The organism is Bradyrhizobium sp. 139 (assembly GCF_023074175.1).
Lineage (GTDB): Bacteria > Pseudomonadota > Alphaproteobacteria > Rhizobiales > Xanthobacteraceae > Bradyrhizobium.
Genome location: NZ_JADPKS010000045.1, coordinates 25,345 through 38,507 on the forward strand (window position 1 = coordinate 25,345; position 13,163 = coordinate 38,507).

Consider the following 13,163-nt stretch of genomic DNA (forward strand, 5'->3'; position numbering starts at 1 on the left):
CCTTCCGCAGTAAGCCGTCACGGCTCCGCCAGCGGCAAGACCGCTCTCCCCTCCAGAATATCCGTCACCTGATTTTCAGTCACGCGTGACGCGTTCAGCATGAGACCCGGCAGCAGTCGCGTCGGAGCCCGGCCGCCTTTGACTGCGCGCACCAGTACGCGGATCGCGGGCCGTCCCGCCTCGCCGTGAATCGGCAGGATCGACAGGCTGCCGAAGCCGCGTGACAGCGCAGCCAAAACCTCCGCGATGCCATCTGCGCGCCAGATCAGGGTCAGCGCGCCATCCGATCGGAGGATGCGCCGCGCCGCATGCACCCATGCATTCAGCGTCTCCTCCGTCGCAACATGCGCGGTGTGGCGCGCCTGATCGGGCGAACCGCGATGGCGTGCGGGGTCATTGAAGGGTGGGTTCATCAGCACAACGTCGACGCTGTCGGGCAACAGCCCATCTGCCGCAAACGCCTGCGCATCCGCCGTGACATCGAGCACGATCGTCTCCGCGGCAATTCCATTCGCTGCCGCATTGGTGCGCGCGAGTTCCGCCAGTTCGGGGTCGATCTCGACCAGGCTCAGCCCGATGCCGGCGACGCGCCGGCCGAGCGCCAGCCCCGCCGTGCCGATGCCGGCGCCGAGATCGACCACGCGGTCGCCCGCCCGCGCTTCCGTCGCCGCTGCGAGCAGGATGGCGTCATGCCCGGCACGGTGGCCGGTCCGCTTCTGTCTCAGCCGCAAACGGCCGCCGAGAAAGGCGTCCTCGGTAATGTCTGCCAAGCCTTCAATCATCCAAGACTTCAATCTCCAAGATTTCAATCATCCAAGCCTCAATCATTGCCGCGCAGTTCATGGCTGAGGCCGGCCTCGGTCAGGAGCTGCCGGGCCTCCTGGGCGTCGTCCTCATGAACCAGGATCCGCCGCGGCAAAATGCCGAGCGAGCCCTCGATGATGCTCATGTTCTGGTCCAGCACAAGATGATGGATGTTGGCGCCGTCGAGCAGCGCGCCGATCGCCGACACCAGCACGATATCGTTGGTTCGAACCAGTTCACGCAAAGCAGGTCTCCTGCCTGAAAGGGGTTAAGCGGCAAATGTTAATGGTTCCGCAGCACTTGCCGCATCCGCCTCCAGTTTCTATTGTATTTCCATCAGAATAGCTCCTCCGGAGCAAATATTGGAGACCGGCGTGGCCGTCATCGTACCTTTCGAAACTCCCGGCGCGTCGATCGAAGAGCTGGTTGCCCTTGTCGCCGGCGACATGGAGCGCGTCAACGCCACGATCTTGTCGCGGACCGGTTCGGACGTGACCATGATCCCGGAGGTTGCCAACCATTTGATCTCCTCCGGCGGCAAGCGTCTGCGGCCGATGCTGACGCTCGCCATGGCCAACCTCGCCGGCTACGCCGGCGACGGTCACATCAAGCTCGCGGCCTCCGTCGAGTTCATGCACACCGCGACCCTGCTCCATGACGACGTCGTCGACGAGAGCGAGATGCGCCGCGGCAAGCTGTCGGCGCGCATGCTCTGGGGCAACGAGGCGAGCGTGCTGGTCGGCGACTTCCTGCTCGGCCAGGCGTTCCGCATGATGGTCGAGGTCGGTTCGCTCCGCGCGCTCGACATCCTCTCCGCGGCTGCCGCCACCATCGCCGAGGGCGAGGTGATGCAGCTCGCCGCCGCCAAGAACACCGCGACCACCGAGGACGAATATCTCGCGGTGATCCGCGGCAAGACCGCCGAGTTGTTTGCGGCCGCCTGCGAGGTCGGCCCCGTCATCGCCAACCGCCCGAAGGCGGAGCAGACCGCCTGCCGCTCGGTCGGCATGAATCTCGGCATCGCCTTCCAGCTCGTCGACGACGTGCTCGACTATGGCGGCAAGAGCGCCAAGCTCGGCAAGAACACCGGCGACGATTTTCGCGAAGGCAAGATCACGCTGCCGGTCGTGCTGGCCTTCCGCCGCGGCAACGACACCGAGCGCGCCTTCTGGATCCGCGCGCTGGAGCGCGGCGAGATCGGCGACGGCGATCTCGATCACGCCCTCGGCCTGATGAACAAACACCGCGCGCTCGAGGACACGCTCATCCGCGCCCAGCACTACGGCGCCATGGCGGTCGACGCGCTGGCGCTGTTCCCGTCCTCGCCGATGAAGAGCGCGCTGGAGCAGGTGGTGGCATTCTGTCTGGCGCGGTCGCATTAAGCGCGACGGCTTGACGCCGTTTCTGATTTCCGCATCACCGCTAGCTCCGTCATCCTGAGGCGCGAGTGGCGCGATGCGCAGCATCGCGCCGGGAGCCTCGAAGGATGAAACGGCCGAGATGCAGCCGGGCCGTCGCCCTTCGAGGCTCGGCGAGCGACGCTGTTGCGTCGCTAGCCTCACACCTTGGCGTGACGGTAATATGTAAGAGCTCGCTGCATCAACGTCGTCATTGCGAGCGCAGCGAAGCAATCGCTCCACGCTTGCTCTGCTGCTGCCCGCTAGTGACTTGCATTTTGCAAGTAACACCCCTAGCTTGGCTCCATGCAACCCAAATCCCCCTCGATCCTGGAATGCCCGGTCGGCCGCGCCGTTGAGACGGTCGGCGAATGGTGGAGCATCTTGATCCTGCGGGATGCGTTCCAGGGCGCAACAAAGTTCGACGAATTTTCGCAAAGCCTCGGGATTGCGCCGAATATCCTGTCGCGGCGCCTTGCCCATCTTACCGAGAGCGGCATGTTCGTCCGCCGCCGCTATCATGAGCGACCGCCGCGGTACGAATATGTGCTGACGGAGAAGGCACGGGATTTCTTTCCCGTGATCGTGGCGATGCTGGCCTGGGGCAACAAGCATCTCGCGCCGAAGGGCGAATCCATCCTGCTGGCGAACCGCGACGATGTTCGTCCGTTCGATCCGATCATGGTCGATGCCGCCGACATGCGTCCGATCACCCTCGCCAATGCGGTCGTCGTCGCAGGTCCTCGCGCCAGCCGCGGGATGCGCAAGCGGCTCGCTTTGCTCAAGGCCATGAACCCGGCCGTCGCGCCGGCAGGAGACTGACATGCGTCGTATCGTCGTGACGGGAATGGGGGCGGTGTCGCCGCTCGGCTGCGGCTTCGAAATATCGTGGCGCCGGCTGCTCGCCGGCCAAAGCGGGCTGCGTCCTCTGCCCGAATGGTCGCAGGCGTTGCCTGCGCGGATCGCCGGTCTCGTGCCCGACAAAGCCGACGATGCGGACGGAGGTTTCGATCCCGCGCAGGCCGCCGCGCCGAAAGACCAGCGCAAGATGGACCGCTTCATCCTGTTCGCGCTGCTGGCTACGGCAGAAGCGGTCGCGCAGGCCAAATGGACGCCGCAGGACGCGGCGGCGCAGGAACGAACCGCGACGATCATTGCCTCCGGCGTCGGCGGATTCCCGGCCATGGCGGAGGCAGTGCGCATCACCGAGCAGCGCGGCGCGCGCCGGCTTTCGCCGTTCACCATCCCCTCGTTTCTCGCCAATCTCGCCGCGGGCCACGTCTCGATCAGATACGGCTACAAGGGAGCACTGGGCACACCGGTCACGGCGTGCGCCGCCGGCGTCCAGGCGATCGGCGATGCCGCGCGCATGATCCGCGCCGACGAAATCGACGTCGCGATCTGCGGCGGCGCGGAGGCCTGCATCGATATCGTCAGCCTCGGCGGCTTTGCGGCGGCGCGCGCGCTGTCGAGCGGATTCAACGACGAGCCCGCGCGCGCCTCGCGTCCGTTCGATCGCGACCGTGACGGCTTTGTCATGGGCGAAGGTGCCGGCATCCTGGTGATTGAGGAGCTGGAGCACGCGCTTGCGCGCGGCGCCACGCTGATCGCGGAGATCGTCGGCTACGGCACGACGGCGGACGCCTATCACATGACATCGGGGCCGCCGGATGGCGACGGCGCCCGCCGCGCCATGGAGATCGCGCTCCGGCAGGCGAACCTCGCGCCCGCGGATTTGCAGCACCTGAACGCGCATGCGACGTCGACGCCGGCCGGCGACGAGAGCGAGCTCGGCGCGATTGCCGCACTGTTCGGCCGCAATCGAAACATCGCGGTGAGCGCCACGAAATCGGCCACCGGCCATCTGCTCGGCGCCGCCGGCGGCCTCGAGGCGATCTTCACCGTTCTCGCCCTGCGCGACCAGGTCGCGCCGCCGACGCTCAATCTCGAAAACCCCGACCCGGGCGCTGACGGCATCGACATCGTCTCCGGCGCAGCGCGACCGATGCCGATGCTCAACGCGATCTCCAACGGGTTCGGCTTCGGCGGGGTGAATGCCAGCGTGATCTTCCGCCGGATGGGCTAAACAAGGGGCCTTGCAATCGCGGCACGTTTCGTTACCAAAATGGGATGATTGAAACGAATTTCTGGCTGTTCCTGGCCGCCGCTCTTCTTATTGCCGCCGTTCCCGGCCCCGGCATTTTCTACGTCGCGGCACGGACCTTGTCCGAAGGGCGTGCCAGCGGTTTTGCGTCAACTGCGGGCACAGCGCTGGGCGGGCTTGTTCATGTCGTCGCGGGCAGCCTCGGCATCTCCGCGATCATCCTTGCCAGCGCCGAGCTGTTTGCCGCCGTAAAATTCGTCGGCGCGCTCTATCTGGTCTGGCTCGGCATCAAGACCTTCCGCAGCGCCGGCCGCGCGCTGTCGCTGGAGAGCGAGCCCGTCGGCGACAGGCGCGCGTTCCGCGACGGCGTGCTGGTCGAGGCGTTGAACCCGAAGACCGCCGCATTCTTCCTCGCCTTCATTCCGCAGTTCCTCGATCCCGCGGGATCGAACCCCACGCTGCAATTCATGATGCTCGGCACGATCTCGGTGATCTTGAACACGCTCGCCGATGTCGTCGTGGTGCTGATGGCCTCCGCGACACGCACGCAGCTGATTGGAAGGCCGCATCTGATGCGGCGTCTCACGCAAGGATCCGGCGTCTTCATCGCGGGCCTCGGCCTCTCGCTCGCGCTGGCGCGGCGGCCGGCGAATGGATAGTGCCCCGCAAAGCCGCTTCTATGAATCGCATGGCCTGCGGCTGCACTACGCCGACTGGGGCAACGAAGGCGCGCCCTTCGCCATCCTGGTTCATGGCGGCCGCGATCATTGCCGGAGCTGGGACGCCATTGCGCGCTCGCTGCAGCCGCATTTCCACGTGCTCGCGCCCGATCTGCGCGGTCATGGCGATTCCGACTGGACCAAAGGCGGCAGCTACGCGCTGACGGAGTATGTGTACGACCTTGCACAGCTCATCCGCAGCGTCGCAGCGCCTCAGGTGACCCTCATCGGTCATTCGATGGGCGGCATGGTGAGCCTGATCCTTTCAGGATCGTTCCCCGAACTGGTCGCGAAGCTGGTCGTGCTCGATGGTGTGACCATGCTGCCGGATACGCCAAAGCCGCCGGCGCATGAGCGCATCAGCAAATGGGTCGGCCAGCTCGACAAGCTGCACGACCGCACGCCGCGCCGCTATTCGACCCTTGAGGACGCTGCGGCGCAGATGGTGCTTCACAACAGGCGGCTGTCCCGCGACCTCGCGCTGCACCTCGCCACGCACGGCGCGCGGCAAAACGAGGACGGCAGCTATAGCTGGAAGTTCGATCCCTACCAGCGCGCCAGTGCGCCGCACCGGCTCTGGCCGGACGACCACGTCGCACTGTGGTCGCGCATCACGTGTCCGACCCTGCTGCTGAATGCCGGTGAAAGCTTTCTGGCTGGCGCGAGGGCCGCAGGCCTGGAGCGTTATTTCCAGCAGGCGCGCGTCGAGACCATCGCCGGGGCTGGACACTGGCTGCAACACGACCGGCCGCAAGAAGTGTCAGGTGCGATCCGAAAATTTCTCGAGCTGGCCAAGCACTGCGCGAGTTAGCTCAGCTATATCCTCGTCATTGCGAGCAGGCTCAGCTCAACGTTCCCGAATGCACCCACCAGGCGGGGTGATCGCGCCGGATTTTTTCGGCGGCGGTGCGGGCAGCAGCGATCTCGCCGAAGATCGCAAAGCACGTTGCGCCGGAGCCGGACATGCGGGCGAGCTTGACGCCGGCGGAGTCACGCAAGACTTCCAGCACGTCGCCGATCACCGGCTCGATCCGCAGTGCAGGCGCCTCGAGGTCGTTGGCGACGGTTTCGAGAACGTCGACCCAATCGGCGATCGACGCGCCTTCCTGCGGCCAGGAGATAGCGTCGAGGACGGAGGTGGCGCCAACCAGCAATTCGCCGTTGCGCAGGCCCAGCGACTGGAATACGTCCTTGGTTGCGACCGGCACGCGCGGATTGACCATCACGCAGGGCATGCTCGGCAGCGCGAGCGGCAGCAGCTGCTCGCCGACGCCCGTCATGTCGCAGGCGCGCGAAGCCAGGCACACCGGCACATCGGCGCCGGTCGCGAGCGCGACTTTCTGCAAGCGCGGATCATCGAGCGATAGATTGTTGAGACGCGCGAGCAGCCGCAGCGCCGCCGCGGCATCGGCCGAGCCGCCGCCGATGCCGGCCGCGACGGGAAGCACCTTGTCGAGCGCGAAGGCTCCCAACTTCAGATTCGGCACGGCCTCGACCAGAAGCTTGGCCGCCTTGAACACGAGATTGTCCGCGGCATCGCCGCAGGCCGCGGCCAGCGGCCCGGTGGTAACGAGCTTCAGCTCGCCGCCCGGCTCCAGCGTCAGCCGGTCTGCGCAGTCGGCAAACGCGACCACGCTTTCGAGATCATGATAGCCGTCGGCACGACGGCCGACCACGCGAAGGCTCAGATTGACCTTCGCGCGCCCCTCTTCAGTCAACGCCGTCATCAGCGACACGCCCCCAACTTCGCTCAGACTAGCCGCCCCTGCCGTCATCCTTCTTCTTCTCGGCCTGCGCCGCCGAAGAGTTCGAATTGTCTTCGGTGAGACCGTTGGCGATCTTGGCCTCGATCTTCGGAAGGTCATCCGGCTCGGGCTTGAGATCGCGGGCGTGCGACCACTGGAATTTGGCTTCCAGCGTGCGGCCGACACGCCAATAGGCGTCGCCAAGATGATCGTTAATGGTGGGATCCTCGGGCTTGAGGTCGATCGCGCGTTCGAGGTTCTTCACGGCCTCTTCGTAATTGCCGATGCGGTAATAGGCCCAGCCGAGGGAGTCGACGATGTAGCCGTCATCGGGACGCTGCTCGACGGCGCGCTTGATCATCTTCATGCCTTCGTCGAGATTCACGCCCTGGTCGATCCAGGAATAGCCGAGATAGTTGAGGACGTGCGGCTGGTCAGGCTGGAGCTCGAGCGCCTTCTTCATGTCGGCTTCGGCCTTGCCCCACTCCTTGGAGCGCTCCTCGCAAATGCCGCGATAATAATACCAGACGCTGTTGGCCTTGTCGTTGCCGGCCGGCAGCACGTCGACGCCCCGCGAATAGGTCGCGCCGCAATCGCCGAACTTCTTGCGGCCGCGCTCGATATTGCCGAGCGCCATGATGGCTTCGAGATCCTTGGAATCGTCCGAGGTGACGCCCTTGAGGATCTTGATCGCCTCGTCGGTGCGGTCGGCGGAATCCAGATCGATGGCGAGCTGGATCTGCGCATTGCGCTTCAACGGCGAGGTCGCGGGCACCCGTTCATAAACCTTGATGGCCATCTGCGGGCGCTTCACCGATTCATAGAGATCGGCGAGCGAGAGCAGCGCCAGCGGATGGGTCGGCTGGAGATAAAGCGAGAGCTGGAGATAGACCAGCGCCAGATCCTCGCCGCCGCGGCGGGTCAGCGTGGCGCCGATGCCGTAGAGCGCTTCGGCCGCACCGGCTTGCGCGGAATCGGCCAGCGGCGGCATCTTCTTGCCAGCCTTGGTGTCGCGCAGGCCTTCCACAATCAGCGGATGGCGGGCAAGCTTCTTGTCGAAAGCCTGGTAGACGGTGGTCGCGGCCGCGGAATCCTTGTTGCGCGACAGCCAGCGCGCATAGGCCTCGGTGACGCGCAGCATGGAATCGTCGAGCTTGTAAGCGCGCTCGAAGCGGGTGCCGGCGTCCTTCTCCTTGCCGGAGAGCTCGAGGATCATGCCGGCATGGAGGTCCTTGAACAGCGGATACCATTCCGGACCGGCGAGCTTGTCGATGGTGGCGACACCGCCCTTGGCATCGCCGGCACCATAGGCGGCCCAGCCCGACAGCAGTGTGGCGACGAGATCGGTGATCGGACCGCGGATCGACTGGTTGATGTTGGTCTGCGCGGTGGCGTATTTCTTCGTCTTGAGATCGTGCACCCCGACGACGAGGCGCGCGACCCGGTTGGTCTTGTCGATGGTGAGGATGCGCTCGGCGAGCTTGACCGCCTCGTCGATGTCACCGTCGGCAACCGACGAGATGAAGGCGCGATCGAGCAGCTCATTGTTCTTGGGATCGCTGCGGAGCGCCGAGCGGTAAAAGGCGGCGGCCGAAGCCGCATCGCGCTCGACGCTGGCATGGCGGGCAGCGAGATAGCTGCCGGAGGTCGTCAGCGACTTCAAATCGTTCCGGGTCGGAAATTGCGCCGCCGTATCGGACGGATGGTCCGGCGTCTGCGCCAGGACCGCGCCGGGGACCGTCGCGATCGCAGTGCCCATGAGGGCGATAGCGGCAACAGTCCAGCGGTTGAAACGATTTGAAAGCATCAGGGCTCGCCTTGAGTTGGTAGTGCCTGGGTTTGCAGCAGAAGGCCGTATCGCATGCGAACGCGGCCGGTGGCATCGGGACCCGGAACCGTCAGGCCGACAATGCCGCTTTTGGCGCTTCGCCGCAAGGATTCGGACCGGGCGATCCCCTCCGCAGGTCCAAATCGGCCAAGTGAATCCGCCAAGAGCGCCCCAAGACGCCGGTAGTATGGCCTTATCGTGGCCGCGAGCGCCGGTGGTAGCCCCGTCCTCACGCGAATGTGCGTCACAATGCCTGGTTCATGTAACCTTGGGCATATTGTCCCTATCTCGATGACCTTGGCCTACATCGCCTCGTAGTTCGGGCCGCCGCCGCCCTCCGGCGGAACCCAGGTGAGGTTGCCGTTAGGGTCCTTCACGTCGCAGGTTTTGCAGTGGACGCAATTCTGGGCGTTGATCTGGAAGCGCGGCGCCGCGCCCTCCTCGATCCATTCATAGACCCCGGCCGGGCAATAGCGATTCGAGGGACCGGCGAACACGTCATGCTCCGAGGTCTTCTGCAGGTTCATGTCCGTGACCTTCAGATGGACCGGCTGGTCCTCCTCATGATTGGTGTTAGACAGGAACACTGACGACAGCTTGTCGAAGGTAATCTTGCCATCCGGCTTCGGGTAGTTCTTCGGAGCGTGCTGCTTGGCCGGATCGAGCGTGGCGCGATCGGGCTTCCGATGCGACTGGGTACCGAACAGCGATGCGCCGAACAGCGTGTTGCACCACATGTCGAAGCCGCCGAGCGCGACGCCGAGCACGGTACCGAACTTCGACCATAGCGGCTTGACGTTGCGGACCAGGAACAAATCCTTGCCGACCGACGAGGACCGCCACGCGTTCTCGTAGTCGACGATCTCGTCGTTGGCGCGACCGGCGGCGAGCGCGGCCGCGACATGCTCGGCGGCGAGCATGCCGGTGCCCATCGCATTGTGCACGCCCTTGATGCGGGGCACGTTGACGAACCCCGCCGCGCAGCCGACCAGTGCGCCGCCGGGGAAGGTGAGCTTCGGCACCGACTGGTAGCCGCCTTCCGTGATGGCGCGCGCGCCATAGGCGAGCCGCTTGGCGCCTTCGAAGGTGCCGCGGATCGCGGGATGGGTCTTGAAGCGCTGGAACTCGTCGAACGGCGACAGATATGGATCGTCGTAGTTGAGATGCACGACGAAGCCGACGGCGACGAGATTGTCGTCGTAATGATAGAGGAACGAGCCGCCGCCGGTCTTCAGGTCGAGCGGCCAGCCGAAGGAATGCTGGATCATGCCCTTCTGGTGCTTGGCGGGATCGATCTGCCAGACTTCCTTCAGCCCGATGCCGAACTTCGCCGGCTCGCTATTGGAATCGAGTGCGAACTTCGCGATGAGCTGCTTGGTCAGGCTGCCACGGGCGCCTTCGGCAAAGAGGGTGTACTTGCCGAGCAGTTCCATGCCACGTGTAAAGGAGTCCTTCGGCTTGCCGTCGCGCCCGATGCCCATATCGCCAGTGGCGATGCCTTTCACCGCACCCTGTTCGTCATAGAGCACCTCGGCGGCGGCAAAGCCCGGATAGATCTCGACGCCGAGCGCCTCGGCCTTGCGCGCCAACCAGCGGCAGACATTGCCGAGCGAGCCGATATAGCAGTGATGATTGTTCATCAGCGGAGGCATCACGAAGTTCGGCAGCCTGATCGCGCCGCCGCCCGTCATCCAGTAGAAGCGGTCGTCCTTGACCTGCGTCTTCAGCGGGCAGTCGGAATCCTCGCGCCAGTCCGGGATCAACCTGTCGAGCCCGGCCGGGTCGATCACCGCGCCGGAGAGAATATGCGCGCCGACCTCGGAGCCCTTCTCCACCACGACGACGTTGAGATCGGCGTTGAGCTGCTTCAGCCGGATCGCAGCCGCCAAGCCAGACGGGCCGGCGCCGACGATGACGACGTCGAATTCCATGGATTCGCGCGGGGGAAGTTCTTCGGTGCTCATCTGATCTCAGCCCTTGACACGGTCCTCGGTCGTTTGCGTCCTCTTGTTTCCGATTTTTCCGGGTAGGACAACCACGGAAATGCGTTTCACGGGGATGCAAGGCGCCCTAAACTGAACTAATAGTCAGACTTTCCCATGATCCTCGAACCCGCCCCCACCGTCCGAGAGCTTCTCGCCTTCTATCTGGAGGCCGGGGTCGATTGCGCGCTCGCGGAGGAACCGATTGACCGCCTGGCGGAAGGGGACGCCCCGCCTCCGGCGCTGCGCGCGGCATCTCAGGTCGAGGCACCGCGCCCTGTCGCCGCGCCCGCGGTGATGCGCGGCGAGGCCGCACCCGCGCCCGATATCGCGATCGCCTCGGCGCGCGAGGTCGCGCGCACCGCGCCGACCTTGGAGGCACTACGCGAACTGATGCAGAGCTTTGAAGGCTGCGCGCTAAAACACACTGCGACGCGGCTGGTGTTCGCCGACGGCAATCCACAGGCGCATATCATGTTCGTCGGCGAGGCACCGGGCCGCGACGAGGACATCGAGGGGCTGCCCTTCGTCGGTCGCAGCGGAAAGCTGCTCGACCTCATGCTCGGCGCGATCGGGCTCAACCGCACCACTGCCTACATCGCCAATGTGATTCCCTGGCGGCCGCCCGGCAACCGCACGCCGACGCCGCAGGAGACGCAAATCTGCCTGCCCTTCATCCAGCGCCAGATCGAGCTGGTAAATCCAGATGTGCTGGTGACGCTCGGCAATCCCTCGACGCAGACGCTGCTGTCGACGCGCGAAGGCATCATGCGCACCCGCGGCCGCTGGTTCGACTACGAGACGGGCCAGCGCACCATTCGCGCGCTGCCGACGTTCCACCCAGCCTATCTGCTGCGCTCGCCGTCCTACAAGCGCCTGGCCTGGCAGGATCTGCGCGCGATCGCGAAGGTGCTGGCGGGCGGTTCAGCGTAGCTATGCACGCCGTCATTCCGGGGCTCGCGGCTTTGCCGCGCCCTGGAATGACACCTGCTTACGTCCCCTTCGGCCGCACGATGGCCCAGCCGATGCGCAGCAGCTGCTGACGGCCGGTCACCAGCCATTCGAAGGCACGCGGCACTTCGGGCACGATGCCGGGAAAGCGCGCGAGGATTTGCGGCGGTGGGGTGCCGGCGGTGTCGGAGGCGCGCCAGACCACGACGCCGCCGGTCTCGCTGAATTTGGCCTGATTCATCCACGGCGTACGCGCGGGCTCGGCATCAATGAAGAGATGTGGCCGGCCGGAATGCAGCGTGATCAGGCTCGCAAGCTGAGTCTCGCCGGCAACCGCGCGCAGGCGATGATTGGTGCGGCGGGCAAAACTCTCGTCGAAGAAGTCCGAGATCGCGCATGCTGGCATCGAGGTCGCGATCTCGCCAGTGCCAGTCCAGGGCATCAGCAGCACGGCGAGCACGACGCCGATTGCGGGGGCCACGACGGCGGCAGCCCACACCATCCGCAGCATCCGCGCGCGGCGCATCGCGATGAGATCGCCAGCCGCCACGACCACGGCAAGCCCCGACATGACCAGCACGACGCCGGCGCCGCCGACGACGGCGTCGAGCCCGAGCACGCCGGAGATCAGAACCGCGCCGAGCGCGGGCGCCAGCGCGAAGAAATAGACGAAGTTGCGCGCGAGCGGCTCGACCGGCGGCCGGTAGATGATCGGCGCTTCCTCGCCCTTGGCGACGAACAGGCCGGCATTGAGAAAGGTCAGCGCCGGGATCGCCGCGGCCCCGAGCACGAGCCCGCCGAGCAGCCAGGCCGCCTGCAGCGCGCGGGCGTTGAGCTCGAGGACTTGCGGCAATGTCGGCAGGACCAGCGTCTCGGCACGCATCAGCCAGATCGCGTAGGGCAGCGCCAGCACCGCGACGACGATCAGCGCGAACAGCGGATCGAGCGCGCGCAGCGTCCGGCGGCCACTGGCCGTCGAGATCGCGAAGACCACGAGCAGCGGGAGAAGGAGGATCGCCGCGGGCGTCGTTAACAGCAAAAGGCCCGCCTCGATCGACCAGGCAAACCATGCAGGGCCGCGGCGCTGGCCGATGATCTGCCAGGAATGCAGCAGCAGCAGCGTCCAGAGCGGTCGCGCCAGCACCAGGGGGCCGAAGTCGAGCGCGGGCGAGGAGAAGGCCAGTACCGTCATGGTCAGCAGCACGGCGAGCACCGCCTGCTGCGAGCCGACCACGGCGCGGGAGAGGTAATAGAGCGCGATGAAAGTCGCGATCTCGCAGAGTTCGGCGAGCACATAGACGCCGAACACGTGGCCGCCGGCGGCGCGATAGGCGATGTCGGCAAGCCAGACTGGCAGCGGCGGGCCAAGATCAGTGCCGACCTGATACTCGCGACCGAAGGCCAGCAGGGTTGCAAGGGAGCCGGGTGGGCTGCGATAAAACACCAGCGCCACGAACAGCCACATCGCGGCCTGCAGCAGCACGGCGATCCATACGATCAGTCGCGGCCGGGCGCGAATGAGCTCGATGATCAGGGAGGTAAACCGCATGCAACGTCCGAAAGATGCAGCCAACCCGTCCAGCCGGCCCTAATCGCTCACGCCTGTTTTGATAAAGCGCGCTGCGCGTCGTGG

General features: G+C 65.6%; 12 protein-coding genes. 6 read left to right on the plus strand and 6 right to left on the minus strand.

What is annotated here, in order from left to right; genetic code table 11:
- Window positions 1-17 precede the first annotated feature (17 nt).
- Both IVA80_RS11150 and IVA80_RS11155 read right to left on the minus strand, forming a co-directional pair.
- Window positions 18-782: a methyltransferase gene (locus tag IVA80_RS11150; protein WP_247429134.1), complete on the minus strand. Its 765-nt coding sequence runs from the start codon at window positions 780-782 to the stop codon at window positions 18-20.
- Between the two features lie 38 nt (window positions 783-820).
- Window positions 821-1,048, minus strand: a complete 228-nt coding sequence (locus tag IVA80_RS11155; RefSeq protein WP_247429136.1) for a DUF2007 domain-containing protein — start codon at window positions 1,046-1,048, stop codon at window positions 821-823.
- A 130-nt stretch (window positions 1,049-1,178) separates the two neighbouring features.
- Between IVA80_RS11155 and IVA80_RS11160 the strand changes: the two genes are divergently transcribed.
- From IVA80_RS11160 to IVA80_RS11180, 5 genes are all read left to right on the plus strand, one after another.
- Window positions 1,179-2,186, plus strand: coding sequence for a polyprenyl synthetase family protein (locus IVA80_RS11160; protein WP_247429138.1), 1,008 nt, complete (start codon window positions 1,179-1,181; stop codon window positions 2,184-2,186).
- A 321-nt stretch (window positions 2,187-2,507) separates the two neighbouring features.
- The gene (locus IVA80_RS11165; RefSeq protein WP_247429140.1) at window positions 2,508-3,023 is read left to right on the plus strand and encodes a helix-turn-helix domain-containing protein; all 516 of its coding nucleotides are present in this window, start codon (window positions 2,508-2,510) and stop codon (window positions 3,021-3,023) included.
- 1 nt (window position 3,024) lies between these two features.
- Window positions 3,025-4,287 (plus strand): beta-ketoacyl-ACP synthase II, encoded by a 1,263-nt coding sequence (gene fabF / locus IVA80_RS11170; RefSeq protein WP_247429142.1) that lies wholly within the window; start codon window positions 3,025-3,027, stop codon window positions 4,285-4,287.
- A 44-nt stretch (window positions 4,288-4,331) separates the two neighbouring features.
- A complete protein-coding gene (locus tag IVA80_RS11175; RefSeq protein ID WP_247429145.1) occupies window positions 4,332-4,964 on the plus strand; it encodes a LysE family translocator in 633 nt (210 codons plus the stop codon).
- A complete protein-coding gene (locus IVA80_RS11180; protein ID WP_247429147.1) occupies window positions 4,957-5,835 on the plus strand; it encodes an alpha/beta hydrolase in 879 nt (292 codons plus the stop codon). The genes IVA80_RS11175 and IVA80_RS11180 overlap by 8 nt, the downstream gene beginning before the upstream one ends.
- Before the next feature lie 31 nt (window positions 5,836-5,866).
- On the opposite strand, the gene IVA80_RS11185 is transcribed toward IVA80_RS11180, so the two are convergent.
- The 3 genes from IVA80_RS11185 to IVA80_RS11195 form a co-directional block, all read right to left on the minus strand.
- Window positions 5,867-6,751 (minus strand): 4-(cytidine 5'-diphospho)-2-C-methyl-D-erythritol kinase, encoded by an 885-nt coding sequence (locus IVA80_RS11185; RefSeq protein WP_247429149.1) that lies wholly within the window; start codon window positions 6,749-6,751, stop codon window positions 5,867-5,869.
- Between the two features lie 28 nt (window positions 6,752-6,779).
- Complete coding sequence (locus IVA80_RS11190) at window positions 6,780-8,576, minus strand: tetratricopeptide repeat protein (RefSeq protein WP_247429152.1); 1,797 nt, start codon at window positions 8,574-8,576, stop codon at window positions 6,780-6,782.
- A gap of 323 nt (window positions 8,577-8,899) precedes the next feature.
- Window positions 8,900-10,561, minus strand: a complete 1,662-nt coding sequence (locus IVA80_RS11195; protein ID WP_247429154.1) for an electron transfer flavoprotein-ubiquinone oxidoreductase — start codon at window positions 10,559-10,561, stop codon at window positions 8,900-8,902.
- A gap of 135 nt (window positions 10,562-10,696) precedes the next feature.
- Between IVA80_RS11195 and IVA80_RS11200 the strand changes: the two genes are divergently transcribed.
- Complete coding sequence (locus IVA80_RS11200) at window positions 10,697-11,512, plus strand: uracil-DNA glycosylase (RefSeq protein WP_247429156.1); 816 nt, start codon at window positions 10,697-10,699, stop codon at window positions 11,510-11,512.
- 58 nt (window positions 11,513-11,570) lie between these two features.
- On the opposite strand, the gene IVA80_RS11205 is transcribed toward IVA80_RS11200, so the two are convergent.
- Window positions 11,571-13,079 (minus strand): glycosyltransferase family 39 protein, encoded by a 1,509-nt coding sequence (locus IVA80_RS11205; protein ID WP_247429158.1) that lies wholly within the window; start codon window positions 13,077-13,079, stop codon window positions 11,571-11,573.
- Window positions 13,080-13,163 lie beyond the last annotated feature (84 nt).

Bases quoted from the DNA above. Each gene is read 5' to 3' on its own strand.
- IVA80_RS11200 (WP_247429156.1), top strand. From the start codon at position 10,697: ATGATCCTCGAACCCGCCCCCACCGTCCGAGAGCTTCTCGCCTTCTAT.
- IVA80_RS11150 (WP_247429134.1), bottom strand. From the start codon at position 782: ATGATTGAAGGCTTGGCAGACATTACCGAGGACGCCTTTCTCGGCGGC.
- IVA80_RS11175 (WP_247429145.1), top strand. From the start codon at position 4,332: ATGATTGAAACGAATTTCTGGCTGTTCCTGGCCGCCGCTCTTCTTATT.
- IVA80_RS11185 (WP_247429149.1), bottom strand. From the start codon at position 6,751: ATGACGGCGTTGACTGAAGAGGGGCGCGCGAAGGTCAATCTGAGCCTT.
- IVA80_RS11190 (WP_247429152.1), bottom strand. From the start codon at position 8,576: ATGCTTTCAAATCGTTTCAACCGCTGGACTGTTGCCGCTATCGCCCTC.
- fabF (WP_247429142.1), top strand. From the start codon at position 3,025: ATGCGTCGTATCGTCGTGACGGGAATGGGGGCGGTGTCGCCGCTCGGC.
- IVA80_RS11205 (WP_247429158.1), bottom strand. From the start codon at position 13,079: ATGCGGTTTACCTCCCTGATCATCGAGCTCATTCGCGCCCGGCCGCGA.
- IVA80_RS11165 (WP_247429140.1), top strand. From the start codon at position 2,508: ATGCAACCCAAATCCCCCTCGATCCTGGAATGCCCGGTCGGCCGCGCC.
- IVA80_RS11180 (WP_247429147.1), top strand. From the start codon at position 4,957: ATGGATAGTGCCCCGCAAAGCCGCTTCTATGAATCGCATGGCCTGCGG.
- IVA80_RS11195 (WP_247429154.1), bottom strand. From the start codon at position 10,561: ATGAGCACCGAAGAACTTCCCCCGCGCGAATCCATGGAATTCGACGTC.